This is a genomic window from Sphingomonas sp. 2SG (assembly GCF_005503285.1).
Taxonomy (GTDB): domain Bacteria; phylum Pseudomonadota; class Alphaproteobacteria; order Sphingomonadales; family Sphingomonadaceae; genus Sphingomonas; species Sphingomonas taxi.
Genome location: NZ_SCMZ01000018.1, coordinates 1 through 20182, shown reverse-complemented (window position 1 = coordinate 20182; position 20182 = coordinate 1). Strand labels below are relative to the sequence as shown.

Genomic DNA, 20182 nt, shown 5'->3' with positions numbered 1-20182 from the left:
CAGGAATTACCCCGTCGCCGTCCCGCCCACCGTCAGCCCGTCGACCAGCAGCGTGGGCTGGCCGACGCCGGCCGGCACGCTCTGCCCGCCCTTGCCGCAGACGCCGATCCCTTCGTCCAGCGCGAAGTCGTTGCCGATCCCGGCGACCTTGGTCAGCACCGTCGGGCCGTCCCCGATCAGCGTCGCGCCCTTGATCGGCGCGCCGATCCGGCCGTTCTCGATCAGATACGCCTCGGTGCAGGAAAACACGAACTTGCCCGAGACGATATCGACCTGTCCGCCGCCGAAGCTCTTGGCGAAGATACCACGCTTGACGCGGCTCAGCAGCTCGGCGGGATCGTCGGTGCCGCCCTTCATGAAGGTGTTGGTCATCCGCGGCATCGGCGCATGCGCGAAGCTCTCGCGGCGGCCGTTGCCGGTCGGCGCGACACCCATCAGCCGCGCGTTGAGCCGGTCTTGCATATAGCCCTTGAGGATGCCGTCCTCGATCAGCACCGTCTCCGACGTCGGCGTGCCCTCGTCGTCGATCGACAGCGAGCCGCGCCGGTCGGGAAGCGAGCCGTCGTCGACCACGGTGACGCCCGGCGCCGCGACGCGCTCGCCGATCCGCCCCGAGAAGGCGCTGGTGCCCTTGCGATTGAAGTCGCCTTCAAGGCCATGGCCGATCGCCTCGTGCAACACGATCCCCGGCCAGCCCGGCCCGAGCAACACGGTCATCTCGCCCGCCGGCGCCGCCACCGAGTCGAGATTGACCAGCGCATGCGCCAGCGCCTCATCGATGCCGCGGTTCCACACCGTCGCGTCGAACAATCGATCGTAGAGATAGCGCCCGCCGATGCCGAACGTGCCGGTCTCGCGGCGGCCGTTCTGTTCGACGACGATCTGGATGTTGAGCCGCACCAGCGGTCGCACGTCGGTGGCGACGAAGCCGTCGGGGCGGACGATCTCGACCACGCTCCACGTGCCGGACAGGCCGACCGAGACCTGCGCGACGCGCGGATCGCGCGCCCGTGCCGCGGCGTCGATCGTCTGGCACAGGTTCACCTTGTCGGCGAACGGCACGAGGTCGAGCGGATCGGCGTCGGTATAGAGGTGGCGATTGTTGCCCTGCGGTGGCGACGCCTTGGCGCTCGTCGTCGGATCGATCAGCGCCATCGTCTCGCCGGCGCGGCGGATCGCCGCTTCCGACAGTTCGTTGGCATGCGCGAAGGCGGTCATCTCGCCCGACACCGCGCGCAGGCCGAAACCGGCGTTGGTGTCGTAGCTCGCCGTCTTCAGCCGGCCGTCGTCGAAGCCGAACGCCTCGGCCTTGCGATATTGCAGGAACAGCTCGCCGTCATCGGCGCGGCCGAGCGCATCCGCGGTGAGGCGGAGCGCGGCGTCGGGCGACAAAGCGTCGCGGTAGAGGAACGAGCGGGGATCGGCGGCTACAGTCATGCCCCCGATATAGGGGCGTTAAACGCTGGCGCCATCCGGGTGATCGGGCAATTTCGACTGGTCGGCGCCGTCGGCGGGTCCGCCAATCAGCACGAAGCGCCGGTCGCAATAGCCGCAATCGACATAGCCCTCGTCGTCGATCTGCAGGAAGACGCGCGGATGGCCGAGCGCGGCACCACCCGGAATATCGGTAGCGCCGTCACAGGCGACACGGCGTTGCGAGACGCGGATGGTTTCGGGCGGCGGGATCATGCGGAGGCGGATAGCAAGACGCGCGAGCCGCTTCAATCCTCCCGACGCGGGGAGGGGGACCGCCGTGCCGGGGAGGAATGGGTTGCACCCCATCACGATCCGCGTATTCCGCCTGCATGACCGAGGCCGCGATCCGCATCCAGAACCTCTGCAAGACCTATCAGGGCGGCAAGCGCGCGCTCGACGGGGTCAGTTTCGACGTGCCGCGGGGCCAGATCTTCGGGCTGCTCGGCCCCAATGGCGCGGGCAAGTCGACGCTGATCAACATCCTCGCCGGGCTGGTCAACAAGACCGAGGGCAGCGCCGAGATCTGGGGCTTCGACATCGACGCGCAGCCGCGCAACGCCAAAGCGTCGATCGGCATCGTCAATCAGGAGATCCTGTTCGACCCCTTCTTCACGCCGATCGAGACGCTGGAGATCCAGGCGGGCCTCTACGGCGTTCCCAAGGGCCAGCGGCGCAGCATGGAATTGCTGCGCGCGGTGCATTTGGAGGACAAGGCGAAGGCTTATGCCCGCACCTTGTCGGGCGGCATGAAGCGGCGGCTGATGGTCGCCAAGGCGATGGTCCATTCGCCGCCGGTGCTGGTGCTCGACGAGCCGACCGCGGGCGTCGACATCGAATTGCGCCAGCAGCTCTGGGCCTATGTCCGCCAGTTGAACGACGCCGGCGTCACGGTGGTGCTGACCACGCATTACCTCGAAGAGGCCGAGGAATTGTGCGACCGGATCGCGATCATCAATCACGGCCGGCTGATCGCCAACGAGCCGACCCGCGAGCTGGTCGGCAAGGCGCAGGAGAAGGTGGTGGCGGTCACCGTCGACCGCGACGTCGCGACGCTGCCGGTCAACGCCTGTTTCGGCAAGATCGTGCTCAAGGGCGCGCGGACGCTGGAGATCACTTATGCCAAGGACCGGGTCAACGCCGGCGAGGTGCTCGCGGCGGTCCAGCACGACGGCTTCGGCATCGTCGACGTTTCGACCAAGGAGCCCGACCTCGAGGACGTGTTCCTCAGCCTGACCCGCGCCAGCAACGCGTGACCGAAGCGACCCGCAACAGCGATGTCCTCATCGTCGGCTCGGGCGCGGCGGGGCTCACCGCGGCGCTCAACCTCGCGGAACGGTTCAGGGTCACCGTGCTCGCCAAGGGCGCGCTCAACGAAGGGTCGACCGCCTGGGCGCAGGGCGGGATCGCCGCGGTGCTCGAACCCGGCGACACGTTCGACAATCACGTCGAGGATACGATGGTCGCCGGGGCCGGCCTCAACGACCGCGATATCGTCGAATTCGTCGTCGAGGGCGCCCCCGCCGCGATCGAGCGACTGACGCAGCTCGGCGTCCCCTTCGCCACCGAGGGGAATACGCTCCATCTCACCCGCGAGGGCGGCCACAGCCATCGCCGCATCGTCCATGTCGCCGACGCGACCGGCTGGGCGGTGCAGGAGGCGTTGCAACGCGCCGCCGAGGCGCATCCCAATATCACACTCGTCCCCGATCAGGTCGCGATCGACCTCGCCACCAGCCGCCACGAACAGCGCTATTCTGGCGCAGGCAACGTCTGGGGCGTCTATGCAGTCGATCGCGGCACCGGCCGCGTCACGCTCTACACCGCAAAAGCGACGGTGCTCGCCACCGGCGGGGCGGGGCGCACCTATCTGTTCTCCACCGCGCCGCGCGGCGCGACCGGCGACGGCATCGCGATGGCGTGGCGGGCGGGTGCGCGCGTCTCCAATATGGAGATGATGCAATTCCACCCGACCTGCCTCTACCATCTCGAGGTCAAGAACTTCCTGATCACCGAGGCGGTGCGCGGCGAGGGCGGGCGGCTGATCAACCCGACCACCGGCAAGCGCTTCATGTCCTATTACGATGCCGAGCGGATGGAGCTGGCGCCGCGCGACGTGGTCGCGCGCGCGATCGACGCCGAGATCAAGCGCTACGGCCTCGATTACGTCCATCTCGACATCAGCCACCAGCCCGCCGGTTTCGTCCGCGGCCATTTCCCCAACATCTATGAGAAGTTACGCGGCCTCGGCATCGACATGACGACGCAGCCGATCCCGGTGGTGCCGGCGCAGCATTACACCTGCGGCGGCATCGTCATCGACCGCGACGGCCGCACCGATCTGCCCGGCCTCTATGCCGCGGGCGAGTGCACCGAGAGCGGATTGCACGGCGCCAACCGGCTCGCCTCGAACAGCCTGCTCGAATGTTTCGTATTCGGCGAGGCCTGTGCCGATCATATCGCGGCGCATTGGGACGGGCTGCCGCCTGTCCCGGTGATCCGCCCGTGGGACGAGAGCCGCGTCACCGATTCGGACGAGGAGGTGGTGATCAAGCAGAACTGGACCGAGATCCGCCGCTTCATGTGGAATTACGTCGGCATCGTCCGTACCACCAAAAGGCTCGAACGCGCGCAGCACCGCATCCAGATGCTGACCGAGGAGGTGGCGGACTATTACGGCCATTTCCGCGTCACCCCCGATCTGATCGAGCTGCGCAACCTGTTGCAGACCGCCGCGCTGATCGTCCGCTCGGCGCTGCACCGGCACGAGAGCCGCGGCCTGCATTATACGCTCGACTATCCCGAGACGCTGCCGGAGGCGGTCGATACGGTGCTGGTCCCGTAAGGGAAGCGATCGCTGCTCTCAGCCGGTCACCTCCTTGAACAATTGCCGTGCCGTCTCGGCGATCACCCGGCCGGCGCCGCGGTCGCCCTTGGCCATCGACGACATGAATGCCTTGGCCTGCGCCAACGTCAGATGCGGCGGCAACGGCGCGACCTCGGGATCGGTCTTCACCTCGAGGATCACCGGCCGGTCGGAGGCCAGCGCCGCCGCCCAGGCACCCGCCAGATCCTCCGGCCGCTCGACGAAGATGCCCTTCAGCCCGATCAGCTCGGCGAAGCGCGCATAGGGCACGTCGGGCAGGTCCTGCGTCGTCGGGAAGCGCGGATTGCCCTCCATCACGCGCTGCTCCCACGTGACCTCGTTGAGGTCCTCGTTGTTGAACACGCAGACGATGAAGCGCGGATCGGCCCAACGCTGCCAATATTTCTGGACGGTGATCATCTCGGCGAGATTGTTCATCTGCATCGCCCCGTCGCCGACAAGCGCCACCACCGGCCGCTCGGGATGCGCGAACTTCGCCGCGATTGCATAGGGCACTGCCGCGCCCATCGACGCGAGCCCGCCGGACAGCGACGCGCGCTGCCCCTGCTTCAGCTTGAAGTCGCGCGCATACCAGTTGCAGCACGATCCGCTGTCCGAGGTGACGATCGCATCGGCGGGCAGCTGCGGTGACATCTCCCACACCACGCGCTGCGGGTTGACCGGTTTGGCATCGGCCATCGCACGGGCCTCCAGCGTCTGCCACCAGTCGGCGACGCCCGCCTCGATCGTCTCGCGCCAGCTACTTTCGGGCTTGGCGTGGAGCAGCGGGATCAGCGCCTCCAGCGTCTCGCGCGCGCCGCCGTGCAGATTGACCTCGGTCGGATAGCGCAGCCCGAGCATGCCGGCGTCGACGTCGATCTGCACCGCGCGGACCTTGCCGTCGGGCGGCAGGAACTCCGCCCAGGGAAAGCCGGTGCCGATCATCAGCAGCGTGTCGGCGCCCTGCATCATGTCCCAGGACGGCTTGGTGCCGAGAAGGCCGATCGCGCCGGTGACGAAGGGCAATTCGTCGGACAGCACGTCCTTGCCGAGCAGCGCCTTGGCGACGCCCGCGCCGAGCAGGTCGGCGACGCGCACCACCGCCTCGGCACCGTCGCGCGCGCCGGCACCGATCAGGATCGCGACCTTCTCGCCGGCATTGAGCACCTCCGCGGCGCGGGCGAGGTCGCGCGGCTGCGGTACGATCAGCGGCCGGCTGTAGCCGACGCCCGAGCGGGTGAAGCCGTGCTGGACCTTGGGGTCCTCATAGGGTTCGTCCTGCACGTCCTTGGGCAGCACGATCACGCCGACGCCATTGCCCGCCACCGCGATGCGGATCGAGCGGTCGGTGACGTGGCGGACCTGCGCCGGCGCGGTCGCCTCCTGCACGTAATCGGCGACGTCGGCGAAGATGCGGTCGAGGTTGAGCTCCTGCTGGTAGCTCGCGCCGCGCACCGTCGTCTCCGCCTGGCCGGCGATCGCCAGCACCGGCGCATGATCGAGCTTGGCGTCGTACAGGCCGGTGAGCAGATGCGTCGCGCCGGGGCCGCCGGTGGACAGGCAAACGCCAAGCTCGCCGGTGAACTTGGCGTGCGCGCTCGCCATGAACGCAGCCATTTCCTCGTGGCGGACCTGGATGAACTCGATGCCCTCGCCTGCCTTCTCCGCGCGTTGCAGCGCGCCGAGCACGCCGTTGATGCCGTCGCCCGAATAGCCGTAGATGCGGGTCACGCCCCAGGCTTTCAGCCGGTCCACGAAGAAGTCGCTGGTCATCTGTGCCATGGCGGTCGTCCTGATTGCCCGATTGCGGCAGTAACGGACGGGCCGCGGCAATGGTGCCCCGCGTTTCGCCGTACCGGTGCTGCGGTTCGTCGCAGCCGAACCGATCGCCGGTTCCTCCGCACCGTTCCTCCGATAAGGATCGTCGCCTTGCCAGCTGAGGCCCCTATTCCCGTATGATAGCGTATGGCCGTCCGGCCCGATCGATCCTCATGATCGCCAGTTGCGCCGCCCTCGCCGGCTGCGGCTCGACCTCGCGGCCGATCGGCAGCGGCCCCGCCCCTGCCGAGACTCCGGCGCTCGCGGTGTCGATCCCGATCCCCGCCGCCGCACCACCGCCGCGCCGGGTGGCACCGGCACAGCTGACCAGCGCGATCGATGCGCTCGCGCGCAATTTCGACGGCAAGTTCGGCATCGCGATCCGCGCGGTCGACGCGGGATGGACGGTGACCTCGCCAGGCGCGCGGACGCGCCTGCCGCAGCAGTCGGTAAGCAAATTGTGGGTCGCGATGACGCTGATGGACCTGCGCGACCAGGGCAAGGCGCGGCTTGACGATCCCGTCGTCGTCCGGCCCGAGGACCTGACGCTGTTCCACCAGCCGATCGCGATGCTGGTCAAGGGCGACGGCTATCACACCACCGTCGGCGAACTGCTCACCCGTGCGCTGACGCACAGCGACAATACCGCCAACGACCGCTTGCTCACCTATGTCGGCGGTCCCGCCGCGGTGCGTGCGATGATCGAGCGCAAGCAATTGGGCGACATCCGCTTCGGCCCCGGCGAGCGCTTGCTCCAGTCGAGGACCGCGGGGCTGACGTGGAGCCAGTCGATGGCAGTCGGCGGCGGCTTCGAGGCGGCACGTTCGCGCCTGTCGCCGGAGGCGCGCACCGCGGCGCTCGACGCTTATGTCAACGATCCGCCGGACGGCGCGGCACCACTCGCGATCGCTGACGCGCTGTCGCGGCTGGCGCGTGGCGAGCTGTTCACCGAGACCTCGACGCGCATCCTGCTCGATACGATGGGCGCCTCGGTCACCGGCCGCGCCCGGCTGCGCGCCGCCTTGCCCGCCGGCTGGCAGATCGCGCACAAGACCGGCACCGGGCAGGATCTCGGCGGTCGCAATGCCGGCTTCAACGACGTCGGCCTGCTCACCGCGCCGGACGGACGCCGCTATGCGATCGCGGTGATGATCGGGGATTCGCGACGGCCGATCCGCGAACGGCAGCAGCTGATCCAGTCGGTCGCGGCGGCGGTGGCGAATTATGCGGGGGGCGGGGCGACGGGAGCCTGACCCCTATCGTCATCCCGGCGAACGTCGGGATGATTAAGGCCCTGTTACCCCAAAGCCACACTCCGCCAAACCCGGCGTCCATCCCAAGCAGAGGTTGGTGCCGCCCGGCCGATCGGGTAAACGCAGCCACGATGCCCCATCTCTATCTCGTCGACGGCTCGGGCTATATCTTCCGCGCCTATCATCGCCTGCCGCCGCTCACCAACAAACACGGCGAGCCGGTCGGTGCCGTCTATGGCTATACCGCGATGCTGTGGAAGCTCGCCGACGAGCTGCACGCGGCGGAGGGGCCGACGCATATGGCGGTGATCCTCGACAAATCGTCGAAGACCTTCCGCAACGATCTGTACGATCAGTATAAAGCCCACCGGCCGCCGCCGCCCGAGGATCTGGTCCCCCAGTTCCCGATGATCCGCGACGCGACCCGCGCCTTCTCGCTGCCGTGCATCGAGACCGAGGGGCTGGAGGCCGACGACATCATCGCCTGCTACGCCAAGGCGGCGCTGGCGCAGGGCTGGCAAGTGACGATCGTCAGTTCCGACAAGGATCTGATGCAGCTCATCGAGCCCGGCCTCGACCTCTACGACACGATGAACAACCGGCGGCTCGGCGCGGAGCATGTCGCCGAGAAGTTCTTCGGCATCGCGCCGACGCAGCTCGGCGACGTGCTCGCGCTGATGGGCGACAGCGTCGACAACGTACCCGGCGTCCCCGGCGTCGGCCCGAAGACCGCCGCCAAGCTGATCCTCGAACACGGCGACCTCGAATCGGTCCTTGCCGCCGCGGAGGGGATGAAGAAGGGCAAGCTGCGCGACAATCTGATCGAGCACGCCGGCATGGCGCGGCTGAGCCGCGAACTCGTCTCGCTGCGCTGCGACGTCGCGCTGCCCGAACCGCTCGAGGATCTCGAACTCAAGGGCATCCCCGACGCGCCGCTGCGCGCCTTCCTCGAACATCACGGCTTCCGCACCCTGCTCGTCAAGCTCGGCCAGGTCGCCGACGATCCCGTCCCCGCACCCGCCTCGGTGCCCTATGAAGCCGATCCGCCGTGCGAGCATGACGCCTATGAAACCGTGGTCGACGTCGAGACGCTCGACCGCTGGATCGCGCAGGCGCAGCATCAGGGCTGGGTGGCGATCGACACCGAGACGACCGGCACCGACGCGACCGGCGCCGATCTGGTCGGCGTCAGCCTCGCGCTCGGCGCCAACAAGGCGTGCTATATCCCGCTCGGCCACGGCGGCAGCGACCTGTTCGGCGAGACGCCGCCGCAGATCGAGCGCGACGCGGCGCTCGCCCGGCTGAAGGTCCTCTGCGAGGACGCGTCGGTGCTCAAGATCGGGCACAATCTCAAGTTCGACATGATCGTGCTCGGGCTGCATGGCATCGCGATCGCGCCGCACGACGATACGATCGTGATGAGCTTCGACCTCGACGCCGGGCTGCACGGCCATGGCATGGACGAGCTGGCGGCGACGCACCTGTCGCATAGCTGCATCGCGTTCAAGGACGTGGTCGGCACCGGCAAGACGCAGCGCGGCTTCCACGAGGTCGATCTCAAGGCGGCGACGCGCTACGCCGCCGAGGATGCCGACGTCACCTATCGGTTGTGGAAGCGCTTCAAGGCGCGGTTGCCCGCCGAGGAGGCGACGCGCGTCTATGAGATGGTCGACCGGCCGCTGGTGCCGGTGATCGCGCGGATGGAAATGCGCGGGATCAAGGTCGATCGCGAGCGGCTGTCCGGCCTGTCCGCCGAATTCAGCGGCCAGATCGCCGGGCTGGAGACGGTGATCCACGGTCTTGCCGGCGCGCCGTTCACGATCGGTAGCCCCAAGCAATTGGGCGACGTGCTGTTCGAACGGATGGGCATCAAGGGCGGCCGCAAGGGCAAGTCCGGCGTCTATTCCACCGACGTCACCGAGCTCGAGCGGATCGCCGCCGACAAAGATTCGCCCGGCGCCGAGATCGCCGCGCGCGTGCTCGACTGGCGACAGCTCACCAAGCTCAAGAACACCTATACCGATGCGTTGCAGGCGCAGATCAACCCGCGCACCGGCCGCGTCCACACCAGTTACTCACTGACCGGGGCGCAAACCGGGCGCCTGTCGTCGACCGAGCCCAATCTGCAGAACATCCCGATCCGTACCGAGGTGGGGCGGCAGATCCGCGACGCCTTCGTCGCCGAGCCGGGCAACGTCATCCTCGCTGCCGATTATTCGCAGATCGAGCTGCGGCTGGCGGCGCATATGGCCGACGTACCGGCGCTGCGCGACGCCTTCGCCAATGGCGACGACATCCACAGCCTGACCGCGATGGAGCTGTTCGGCGAGGTCAACCGCGACACCCGCGGCCGCGCCAAGACGATCAACTTCGCAATCCTCTACGGCATCAGCCGCTGGGGGCTCGCCGGGCGGCTCGACGTCAGCGCCGAGGAGGCGCAGGCGATGATCGACCGCTATTTCGAGCGCTTCCCCGGCATCAACACGTATATCGCCGAGACGACGCAGAGCGTGCGCGAGCGCGGCTTCACTACCACCCTGTTCGGCCGCAAGACGCATTTCCCGCGCATCCGCAGCAAGGTGCAGCACGAACGGCAGGGCGCCGAACGCGCCGCGATCAACGCACCGATCCAGGGCACCAGCGCCGATATCATCAAGCGCGCCATGGTGCGGATGGAGCCGGCGCTGCGCGACGCGGGGCTGCCGAACGTCCAGATGCTGTTGCAGGTGCACGACGAACTGGTGTTCGAACTGCCCGAGGGCGACGTCGATGCGGCCAAGCCGGTGATCGAGCGGGTGATGGCCGAGGCGGCGCAGCCGGCGGTGACGCTGTCGGTGCCGCTCGGGATCGAGATCGGGACGGGCGCGAGCTGGGGAGCGGCGCATTGATCGCTGACGGCGCGCGCTCGCCCTCACCCTTCGCCGCCTTCGGCGGCTTTTCCCTCTCCCGGCGGGAGAGGGAGGGAGGCGCGCCGCGCCGGAAGGGTGAGGGTGGGTGCGAGACGCTCACGATCGTCAACCCGTGACCGAATCGAAGGACATCGACGCGCTCGCCAAGGGCGGGCGCACCAATATCGCCGGCTTCGTGCTGCGCCTCGCCGCGCGTATCCCGTTCCTGTTCATCGCCGGCCGCCTCTACGGCCCGGATCTGGTCGGCCGCTTCGCGCTCGCCGTCGTGGTGGTCGAGCTTGCCGCGCTTGTCGCGACGCTCGGCCTGAAGCGCGGCCTTGCGCAGGCGCTGTCGTCATCCGACCAGCCGCATGTCTGTGTCGTCTGGGATGCGCTGGCGCTCGCCTTCATCCTGTCGATCGCGGCGAGCGCGGTGCTGATCGCCTTTCCGGAGGTGATGTACGCCAATACGCAGGTGACCGGGCTCGACCGATTCCTGCCGTGCATCATCGTCGCGGTGGCCTGGTCCGACGTCAGCCTGTCGGCGCTCGCCTATCGCCACGACGTCAAGGCGGCGGTGACCGCGCGCGCCGTGGTCGAGCCGTGGACGATCTCGATCGCCGCCTGGGTCTTCTCCTTCTTCACGATCAAGGACGGGCTGGTCCTGTCCTATGTCGCGTCGATGACCGCGGCGCTGATCGCCAGCTTCGTCCCGTTCCTGCGCAGCTACGGGCTGCCGCGCGGCTGGTCGCCGCATCCCGGGCAATTGTTCGCGCTCGCCCGCGCCAACGCGCCGCTCGCCGGCGCCGACGCACTGGAATGGGGCAGCCGCAACGTCGACCGCTTCATCCTCGGCGTGATGTTCGAGCCGAAGATCGTGGGCATCTATTATATGGCGCAGCAGGTCGCGAGCCTGCCGCAGAAGCTCAAGACCAGCTTCGATCCGATCCTCGGCCCGGTTATCACCAAGAGCCTCGCGGTCAACGACCGCGCCGCGATCGCGCATCAGGTGCGGCAGGTGGCGTTCTGGATCATGGCGGCGCAGGCCGGGCTGGCACTGATGGGATCGATCCCCGCGGGGGCGGTGATGGGCGTGGTCGGGCCGCAATTCGTCGCGGGCAGTGCGGCGCTCGGCTTCCTGCTGACGGCGGAGGTGCTCGCCTCGACCGGGGCGGTGTGCGAATCGGCGCTGGTCTATACCGCGCGGCATCGCAACCTGATCATCTCGATCGTCATGCTGGCGGTGCAGATCGCGCTAAGCTTCGCGCTGATCGTCGCGATGCGGCGGCTCGGCTGGCCGACGACGTGGCAGGCGGCGGGGCCGGCGGTGGCGCTGATGGTCAGCGTGGCACTGACGTCGGTGGTGAAGGCGACGCTGCTCGGTCGCATCCTGTCCGCGCCGGTGTCGCCGTGGCGCTGGCCGCTGCTGTGGGCTGTGATCGCGGCGACGCTGGTCGGTGGCTTGTTCACCGCGCTGCCGCCGCGGTTCGAATGGCTCGAACTGGCCGGCGGCGAACCGGCGATTGCGGCGACCTATCTGTTCGTGCTGTGGAAATGGGCGTTCGGCCCGGCCGACCGGGCGTTGTTCGGCAAGATGCCCAATGCCGAGGAGGCCACCTTGCCGAACGTGGGATCGCCCGTCCGGTAGACTTGGAGCCCTTCCCCCGCAGGGGAGGGCTATAGGCGTTAGTGGCGGAAGTGGCGCATGCCGGTGAAGACCATCGCGAGGCCCGCGGCGTCGGCGGCGGCGATCACTTCCTCGTCGCGGATCGATCCGCCCGGCTGGATCACCGCGGTCGCCCCCGCCTCGACCGCGGCGAGCAGGCCGTCGGCGAAGGGGAAGAAGGCGTCCGACGCGACCGCCGAGCCGATCGTCCGCGGTGTCGCCCAGCCCGCCTTGTCGGCGGCGTCCTTCGCCTTCCACGCGGCGATGCGCGCCGATTCCAGACGGTTCATCTGGCCCGCGCCGACGCCGGCGGTGGCGCCGTCCTTGGCATAGACGATCGCGTTCGACTTGACGTGCTTGGCGACCGTCCAGGCGAAGCGGCAATCGGCGAGTTCCTGCTCGGTCGGCGCGCGCTTGGTAACGACCTTCAGTTCGCCCGGCGTGCCGGCGTCGCGGCCCTGCACCAGCCAGCCGCCGGCGATCGACTTGGCGAACAGGCCGGCGCGCGCCGGATCGGGCAGGTCTCCGGTGAGCAGCAGCCGCAGGTTCTTCTTGGCGGCGAACAGCGCCAGCGCCTCCTCGTCGGCGTCGGGGGCGACGACCACCTCGGTGAAGATGCCGGTGATCGCCTTCGCCGTCGCCGCGTCGAGCGGGCGGTTGACCGCGATGATGCCGCCGAACGCCGAGACGGTGTCGCAGGCGAAGGCCTCGGCATAGGCCGCTTCGAGGCTGGACGCGGTGGCGACGCCGCAGGGGTTGGCGTGCTTGACGATGACGCAGGTCGGCGCGGCGTCGCGGAACTCGGCGACCAGCTCGAGCGCGGCGTCGGCGTCGTTGAGGTTGTTGTAGCTCAGCTCCTTGCCCTGCACCTGGCGCGCCTGGCCGATGCCGCGGACGCCGTCGTTGCTGGCGTAGAAGGCGGCGGACTGGTGCGGGTTCTCGCCGTAGCGGAGCGAGGCGGCGCGGGTCATCGTCACCGGCAGCACCGCGGGGAAAGGCTCGGCCTGATCGACGGTGCCGAACCAGCGCGCGATCGCGCCGTCGTAGCTGGCGGTGGCGGCGAAGGCCTTGGCGGCGAACAGGCGGCGCTGGTCGAGCGTCGTCTCGCCGGCCGCGACGATGGCATAGTCGGCGGGATCGGTGACGATCGCGACATAGGCGTGGTTCTTGGCGGCGGAGCGGACCATCGAGGGGCCGCCGATGTCGATGTTCTCGATGACCGTGTCACGGTCGGCGCCACGGGCGACGGTTGCCTCGAACGGGTAGAGGTTCACCACCACCAGGTCGATCGCGCCGATCGCATGGTCGGCCATCGCCGCGGCGTGCTCGGGATCGTCGCGGACGGCGAGCAGGCCGCCGTGGACCATCGGGTGGAGCGTCTTGACGCGGCCGTCCATCATCTCGGGAAAGCCGGTAACTTCACTAACGTCGCGCACAGCAAGGCCGGCGTCGCGCAGCGCCCTGGCGGTACCGCCGGTCGAGACCAGCTCGACGCCCTTCGCGGCAAGTGCTTGAGAAAGCTCGACAATGCCGGTCTTGTCGGAGACCGACAGCAGGGCGCGCTTGATGGAGATGGTGGACATGGTCTTCCTTTGCGGCAGTCGCGCGTCCCCCTAGCGGCGGAACATGCGTCCGAACAGGTCAGATCGCGCGTTTCAATGCCCAGCTCACGTTGGCGCCGCCCGCCGGCGCCTCGCCGCTGACGACGAGCTGTTGCGTGGCGACCGGGTGGCCCTCGCCGTCGATCCACAGCGAATCCTCGATCGTCAGCGTGCCGCCACGGCAGCGGAACTGCCAGAGCGCGCCACCGGGCAGGCGGAGCAGCGCCGCCAGGCCATCGGCGGTCGGCGACGCCTCGACCTGCGCGCCGAGATGGAAGCGTACCGCGAACGGCACGACGCCGAGCTTGCGGCGCCGGCCCTGCGGCAGCAGCGCATCCTCGCCGCGCAATTCCTTGCCGTCGCCGGTCAGCATCAGCTGGCGGCGGTGGACGAAGCCCCAGCGACGGACATAGCCGTCGTGGCTCGCCTCGATCCGGCTGGCGACGTCCGATTCCTGCCGCGACAATTCGACCTCGGCGACGCCGCGGCCGAGCGTGCCGTCGGCGAGGATCGCGGTCGAGTTGGAATCGCCCACCACCAGCGTCGAATGCGCCGCGGTGGTGCGCAGCCCCTCGGCATAAGCGGCCGGCAGTTGCGGCACCGCGGCGCGCGCGCCGCCGCAATTGACGATCAGCCGGGTCTCGCCATCGGAGAATTCGAAGGCGAGCGTCGAGGCGCAGCCGCCCTCGACCAATTTGGCGATCGGCGGCGGCGCGGCATCGACGATCAGCACCGCGCCGCCCGCGGCGAGCCGCTGATAGCCCCAGTCGCGCGCCTGGCGCAGCGGCCGGGTGCGCACGCCGCTCGCGGCGATCACCGCGGCGAGCGCATCGGGCATCGCCGGGCCGCCGCCCTGCCAGCTCGACAGCATGCCGTCGCCATGGGTGACGCCGAGCAGCGCCGGCACGGCACGGGTCAGCGCAGTCTGCGCCACGGCGGGCATCTCCTCGCGCCGTGCCGCATAGGTCTCGCGCAGCATGGCGAGCAGCATGATCGTGTCGAGCAGCATCACCGGGCTGCGCGACACCGAACCGCCATCCTCGCTGAGCCCGTTGGCGAGCGCGCGGGCGAGCCCCGCCTCGCCGAAACTGCGGCGCGGATCGCCGCCGGGGATCAGCAGCCCGGCCGCGACGACGCCGCACCAGGCGGCGATGCGCGGCGCGCCCGGCGGCGCCTTGTCGGCGCCGCGATCGAGGTGGCGGGCACCGCGCGCCAGCGTGTTGAGCACGCTGGAGCGATAGACGAGATCGGTCGACGACAGGATCAGCGGCGCATGCGCGGTCCAGAACAGCAGGCGCCGGCCCCACAGGTCGGGACGCCAGGCGAGCGGATCGACGCGCTCGGCATAATCGCCGAGCCAGCGCGCCATCAGCGCCTCGGCGATCGGCGCGCCCTGCGCGCGCGTCGCCACCGTCGATAGGTCGCGCAGCCACGCGAAGCTGTGGACGTACTCGGCGAAGGGCTTGCCCCATTCGCCACGCTTGAAGGCGAGCGTGTCGATCGGATGCGTCTCGCCGCGGAAGCTGAGATCGCCGCGCAGCATCGCCTGACCGCGGCGGACGTCACCGATGACGGGGTCGTCGGGGACGGCGATCAGTTTGAGCGGGTAGCGACCCTTGAGGCGCATATTGTGGATCGGCGTGCGCCACGTCAGTTTGTGCAGCCGTTCCGAAAGGCGCTCGGCGAGGCTGAGCCCGCGCTCGCCGCCGACGCGCATCAGGCGCTTGCCCTCCTCGATCCCGTCGGGCGGCGATTCGGTGAGGGGGGCGTCGGTCGGCGGCGACAGGTCGTTCATCCCGCCGCCGGGGTGCCGCGCAGCGCGGCGATGTTGGCGGCATAACAGGACGGGCCGCCGCGGAAGGCGGCGGTGCCGGCGACCAGCGCGTCGGCGCCGGCGGCGACGCAGCGTGCGGCGTGGACCGGATCGACGCCGCCGTCGACCTCGAGGTCGATCGCGCGGCCGGTCTGGTCGATCATCTTGCGGATCGCGGCGATCTTCCTGAGCTGGCTGTCGATGAAGCTCTGGCCGCCGAAACCGGGGTTGACGCTCATCACCAGCACCAGATCGACCATGTCGATGAGGTAATCGAGCATCTTGGCAGGGGTGCCGGGGTTGAGCACGACGCCGGCGCGCTTGCCGAGCCCCTTGATGTGCTGGATCGTGCGGTGGATGTGCGGGCCGGCCTCGGGGTGGACGGTGATGCCGTCGGCACCGGCCTCGGCGAAGGCGTCGAGATAAAGGTCCACCGGCGAGATCATCAGATGGACGTCGAACGGCTTGCTCGTATGCGGCCGCAGCGCCTTCACCACCGCCGGGCCGATCGTGATGTTGGGGACGAAATGGCCGTCCATCACGTCGATATGGATCCAGTCGGCGCCCGCGGCATCGATCGCGCGGACCTCCTCGCCGAGTTTGGCGAAGTCGGCGGAGAGGATGGAGGGGGCGATACGGACCGGTTGCATGGCCTTTCTCTCTAACCGCCTGTCCTTCTATTACAATGCGCTTGGGGGTGGGGTTAACCAAATCTGCGGCGGTCGTGTTCCGGGTCCGCCGCAGGGTGGACCTTCGGAAAAGTCGAAACGTCGCGAACGTCCGCGTCGGCGGTGGAGACGCACGGTGCTGCTGCGAAAGCAGGAGCCCAGGGTCACGTAGAACAACGCCTTACGGCGTTCGGGACTCCTGGGCTCCTGCTTTCGCAGGAGCACTGGGGCAGGTTCGAAGGGGGCCCGGACACGTCCGGGGGGACGGATTTTTCGCGGTGATCCGCCGGCGTCGACGGCGTTGCGCGGGATCCCCCCTTGCAGGCACTGGAAGCGGCTGACCAAGTCCTCCCCCGCCAGGGGGAGGAATGGGTCAGCCGCGTTTCAGCCGGGCGATGAAGAAGCCGTCGCAGCCGCCTTCGCCGGTCAGCATGTTCGGCAGCGTGCGGACGTAGCCGTCGGGGTGGACGGGGATGCCCGCCGGGAGCAGCGCCGCGTCCGGTGCGTCGATCGCATAGTCCGGGCGTGCTGACAGGAAGCGGGCGAGCTGGTCCTCGCCTTCCTGCCGTTCGAGGCTGCACGTCGCGAAGACGAGCGTGCCGCCGGGCTTCACCCAGTCGGCGGCGCGGGCGAACAGGCGCGCCTGCAGTGCCGCCATCTCCTCGATGATCGGCGGGTGGACGCGGTGCAGCACGTCGGGGTGGCGGCGGAAGATGCCGGTGGCGCTGCACGGCGCGTCGATCAGCAGCGCGTCGGCCGGCTCGGCCGGCGCCCATTTGAGCACGTCGGCGGCGATCACCTCCGCCTTCAGCCGCGTGCGGAACAGGTTCTCGCGCAACCGCTTGATGCGCGCATTGGAGACGTCGACCGCCGCCACGGTGAAGCCGGCGGCGGCGAGCTGGAGCGTCTTGCCGCCGGGCGCGGCGCATAGATCGATCGCGCTGCCGTGCGCGGCATCGGCGAGCAGTCGCGCGGGCAGCGAGGCGGCGACGTCCTGCACCCACCAGCGCCCCTCGGCGAAGCCGGGCAGATCGGTGACCGAGCCGGCGTCCGCGATCCGGACATGGCCGGGCAGCAGGCTGGTGCCGCCGAGTTCGGCGACCCAATGATCGGTCTCGGCGGGATCGGCGAGCGTGACGTCGAGCGGCGGCGGCGCGGCGATCGCCAGCGCCGCGCCGTCGATCATCGCGGCGCCCCATTCACCCTCCCAGCGCGCCTCGGCGAGCGGCGGCAGCGCCGGGATTTCGGGAAGCAGCACGCCCGAGCGGACGATCGCGCCGAACACGCCATGGACGAGCTTGCGCGGACCGCCGTCGACCAGCGGCAGCACGGTGGCGATCGCGGCATGATGCGGCGTGCCGAGGACGAGCGCCTGGACCAGCGCGATGCGCAGCGCCATCCGCGCCTTGGCATCGTCGGGCAGCGGCCGTTCGGTGACCGAATCGATCAGCGCGTCGAGATCGGGCAGCCGGCGCAGCACCTCGGCGGCGATGGCATGCGCGAGGCCACGATCGGGGCCGTAGACGTGACGCGTCGCGGCGACGAGCGCCTGTTCGAGCGGCTCGCCGCGGCGCAGGACCGCATCGAGCAGGCGCAGCGCGGCGCGGCGGGAGGGGGTGCCGAGCGCATCGGAATCGGTATTGGAAGAACGGGGCAAACTTGTCTTACCTGACGGTGGGGACCATGTGGAATCCACCCCTTAGACCGGAGAGACGCAATGGGCCAACGTCCCGAGCATGTGAAGCCGCCCGCTTATCTGAGCCAGAATCCGCCGGTGCCGCAGCCGGAGGCGAAAAAGTCCGCACAGCCCGACCCGCTTGGCCTTGATCCGACGCGCTATGGCGATTGGGAGCTGAAAGGTATTGCGATCGACTTCTGACCATAACGGAACCATATCGGCCTGATGCGCGTCCATGATGCATGTTAGCGTGGCGTCAGGCTCGGGCCGAACGATGGGTGTGAGGCCGGGGTTTTGAGGCCCGACAGGCGCGTCCTCCTGCTGGTCCTCGTCGGGGCGATACCGCTGATGGCCCTCCTCGTCATCGCGGCCTTTCCGTTCGGGATGCTCAAGGGCGTCGTCGCCGACCGGCTGAGCAAGCGCTTCGGGCGGCCGGTGACGATCGCGGCGATGGCGCGGACCGACGGGTTCGGCTTCACGCCGACGATCGCGGTGCGCGGAGTGCGGATCGCGCAGGCGGACTGGGCGGGTGGCGGCGACTTCCTGCGGCTGCGCGAGGCGCGGGTCAGTTTTCCAGTGTGGCCGCTGCTCACCGGCACGTTCAAGCCGCGCGACATCGTCGTCGACGGATTGCAGCTCGCTCTGGTGCGGGCCGCCGACGGGCGCACCAACTGGTCGCGGCCGGGCGATCCGGAGCGCGGCGGATCGTCCAACGATCTCAAAGGGCTGACCGTAAGCGACAGCATCATCGCCTATCGCGACGACAAACGGCAGCGCAGCGTGCGCGTCGCCTTCGCGTCGGACGCGCAGGGGCTGCGCGCCAAGGGCAGCGGGACGATCCGCGGCACGCCGGTGCGGATCGCGCTCACCGGCGCCTCGGTCGCGCAGCCGGTGGCGGGGCCGTGGGCGTTCACCGCGACGATCGACGGCGCGGCGCTGCACATGCGCGCGACCGGCACGACCGACCGGCCGCTCGACACCGACGCGATGACGCTCGACGTCGCGGCGCGCGCCGCCGACCTGCGCCTGATCGACGCGGTGATCGAGGCGGGGCTGTTCGGGACGCAGCCGGTGGCGCTGACCGCGCACGTCCGCCATGCGGCGCCGCGGTGGATCGTCACCGGCCTCAAGGGCACGATCGGCCGGTCCGACATCGCCGGCCACGTCACCGTCGACAAGCAGGACGGGCGCACCAGGCTGGACGGCGCGGTGACGGCGAAACGCTTCGACTTCGACGATCTGTCGTCGGACGAGGGGCTCGCCAAGGGTGCCGCGCTGGAGCGCGCGATCGGGCCGCGGCTGGTGCCGAACACGCGGATCAACCTCGCCAACATCGACCGGACCGACGGGCGGATCGCGGTGCACGTCGCGCGCGTGTTCAGCCATGGCGGGGGCACGTCGGTGACGGGGATCGACGGCGTGCTGGCGCTCGACCACCAGCGGCTGCGGGTCGCGCCGCTGACCGTGCGGCTCGCCGGCGGGACGGCGCGGGGCAGCGTGACGGTCGACCAGCGCGGCGGGGCGAAGACGCCGATGCTGGCGGTCGACCTGCGGCTGGTCGGCACGCGGGTCGAGGCGTTCGACGGTGCCGCGGGCGCGTTCACCGGACGGGTCGAGGCGCTGGCGCGGCTGCGCGGGCGCGGCGACACGATCCGCGCGGCGGTCGGGCGGTCCGACGGCAAGATCGGCCTGACGATCCGCGACGGCAGCCTGCCGGCGCGCTATGCGGCGGCGCTGGGGTTCGACGCGGGGCGGGCGCTGCTCGCCGGCGGCGGCGACAGCGCGCGGCTGCGCTGCCTGGTGCTGGCGCTGCCGGTGCGCGGCGGGCGCGGCAGCGCGGCGCCGCTGGTCGTCGATACCAGCGCGAGCCAGCTGCACGGCGCCGGGACGGTGCGCTTCCCCGACGAGCGGATCGACCTGCGGCTGACCGGCGCGCCCAAGGGGCACAGCCTGCTGCGGCTGCCCGGATCGGCGTTCGTGACCGGCAGCCTCAGCGATCCCCGGCTGACCGTGCCGGCGGAGGTGAAGTCGGCCGGCAACATCTTCAAGGCGATCGGCCGCGCGATCACCGGCCGCCAGGGGCCGAGCGCGGTGGATGCCGATTGCGGCGGGCTGGTGGCGCGGGCGCTGCGATAAGGGGGGCGACGCTGCGATTCCGCTGACGTTTCCGCTCGCCGTGCCGTAGCGGCGCGGTTAGGGTCGGCGGCATGAACGACACCGCCTCCGCCACCGGCGCCAGCCTCCTGCCCGACAGCACCGACGCCTTCACCATCGCGCATCTCGCCGTTTTGGCGATCTTCGCGCTGCTGGTGATCGCCGCGATCGTCTGGGGGGCGCGGCTGAAGGCGCGGCGCAAGACCGCCGAACGCGATATCGAAAGCCGCAACGAGGACGTGATCGCCGCCGCCCCCGCCGAACCGACGCCGGTGCCGGCCCCGCCGCCGGCGCGGCGTCGGTT

General features: G+C 69.7%; 14 protein-coding genes and 1 pseudogene. 8 read left to right on the top strand and 7 right to left on the bottom strand.

Features of this window, described 5'->3' with window-relative positions:
- Positions 1 to 6: 6 nt before the first annotated feature.
- Positions 7 to 1437 carry a metalloprotease TldD gene (tldD, locus tag FFS23_RS09390; RefSeq protein WP_137898403.1) on the bottom strand — a complete coding sequence of 477 codons (1431 nt, stop codon included), beginning with the start codon at positions 1435 to 1437 and terminating at the stop codon, positions 7 to 9.
- 18 nt (positions 1438 to 1455) lie between these two features.
- Positions 1456 to 1689, bottom strand: coding sequence for a zinc-finger domain-containing protein (locus tag FFS23_RS09385; protein WP_038664196.1), 234 nt, complete (start codon positions 1687 to 1689; stop codon positions 1456 to 1458).
- Between the two features lie 116 nt (positions 1690 to 1805).
- Between FFS23_RS09385 and FFS23_RS09380 the strand changes: the two genes are divergently transcribed.
- Positions 1806 to 2729 (top strand): ABC transporter ATP-binding protein, encoded by a 924-nt coding sequence (locus tag FFS23_RS09380; RefSeq protein ID WP_137898402.1) that lies wholly within the window; start codon positions 1806 to 1808, stop codon positions 2727 to 2729.
- On the top strand, positions 2726 to 4318 hold the full coding sequence (nadB, locus tag FFS23_RS09375; protein WP_137898401.1) for an L-aspartate oxidase: 1593 nt from the start codon (positions 2726 to 2728) through the stop codon (positions 4316 to 4318). The genes FFS23_RS09380 and nadB overlap by 4 nt, the downstream gene beginning before the upstream one ends.
- A gap of 18 nt (positions 4319 to 4336) precedes the next feature.
- Here the strand turns inward: nadB and FFS23_RS09370 are convergent, their stop codons facing one another.
- On the bottom strand, positions 4337 to 6121 hold the full coding sequence (locus FFS23_RS09370; RefSeq protein WP_137898400.1) for a thiamine pyrophosphate-requiring protein: 1785 nt from the start codon (positions 6119 to 6121) through the stop codon (positions 4337 to 4339).
- 209 nt (positions 6122 to 6330) lie between these two features.
- On the opposite strand from FFS23_RS09370, the gene FFS23_RS09365 reads away from it, so the two are divergent.
- The 3 genes from FFS23_RS09365 to FFS23_RS09355 all read left to right on the top strand — a co-directional run bounded on the left by FFS23_RS09365 (position 6331) and on the right by FFS23_RS09355 (position 11946).
- On the top strand, positions 6331 to 7410 hold the full coding sequence (locus FFS23_RS09365) for a serine hydrolase (RefSeq protein ID WP_137898399.1): 1080 nt from the start codon (positions 6331 to 6333) through the stop codon (positions 7408 to 7410).
- 131 nt (positions 7411 to 7541) lie between these two features.
- Positions 7542 to 10298: a DNA polymerase I gene (gene polA / locus FFS23_RS09360; RefSeq protein WP_137898398.1), complete on the top strand. Its 2757-nt coding sequence runs from the start codon at positions 7542 to 7544 to the stop codon at positions 10296 to 10298.
- Between the two features lie 133 nt (positions 10299 to 10431).
- The gene (locus FFS23_RS09355) at positions 10432 to 11946 is read left to right on the top strand and encodes a lipopolysaccharide biosynthesis protein (RefSeq protein WP_137898397.1); all 1515 of its coding nucleotides are present in this window, start codon (positions 10432 to 10434) and stop codon (positions 11944 to 11946) included.
- Between the two features lie 38 nt (positions 11947 to 11984).
- On the opposite strand, the gene purH is transcribed toward FFS23_RS09355, so the two are convergent.
- From purH to FFS23_RS09335, 4 genes are all read right to left on the bottom strand, one after another.
- A complete protein-coding gene (purH, locus tag FFS23_RS09350) occupies positions 11985 to 13547 on the bottom strand; it encodes a bifunctional phosphoribosylaminoimidazolecarboxamide formyltransferase/IMP cyclohydrolase (RefSeq protein ID WP_137898396.1) in 1563 nt (520 codons plus the stop codon).
- A gap of 58 nt (positions 13548 to 13605) precedes the next feature.
- Positions 13606 to 15360, bottom strand: a complete 1755-nt coding sequence (locus tag FFS23_RS09345; RefSeq protein WP_137898395.1) for a heparinase II/III family protein — start codon at positions 15358 to 15360, stop codon at positions 13606 to 13608.
- Entirely contained in the window at positions 15357 to 16028 is a 672-nt protein-coding gene (gene rpe / locus FFS23_RS09340) for a ribulose-phosphate 3-epimerase (protein WP_137898394.1), read from the bottom strand. The genes FFS23_RS09345 and rpe overlap by 4 nt, the downstream gene beginning before the upstream one ends.
- Positions 16029 to 16419: 391 nt before the next feature.
- The gene (locus FFS23_RS09335) at positions 16420 to 17703 is read right to left on the bottom strand and encodes an RsmB/NOP family class I SAM-dependent RNA methyltransferase (protein ID WP_052075677.1); all 1284 of its coding nucleotides are present in this window, start codon (positions 17701 to 17703) and stop codon (positions 16420 to 16422) included.
- Between the two features lie 60 nt (positions 17704 to 17763).
- Between FFS23_RS09335 and FFS23_RS09330 the strand changes: the two genes are divergently transcribed.
- The 3 genes and pseudogenes from FFS23_RS09330 to FFS23_RS09320 all read left to right on the top strand — a co-directional run.
- Entirely contained in the window at positions 17764 to 17925 is a 162-nt protein-coding gene (locus FFS23_RS09330; RefSeq protein WP_137898393.1) for a DUF1674 domain-containing protein, read from the top strand.
- Positions 17926 to 18018: 93 nt separating this feature from the next.
- Complete coding sequence (locus FFS23_RS09325; protein ID WP_283214450.1) at positions 18019 to 19860, top strand: AsmA family protein; 1842 nt, start codon at positions 18019 to 18021, stop codon at positions 19858 to 19860.
- A 71-nt stretch (positions 19861 to 19931) separates the two neighbouring features.
- Positions 19932 to 20182: pseudogene (locus FFS23_RS09320) on the top strand (hypothetical protein); the annotation flags it as partial.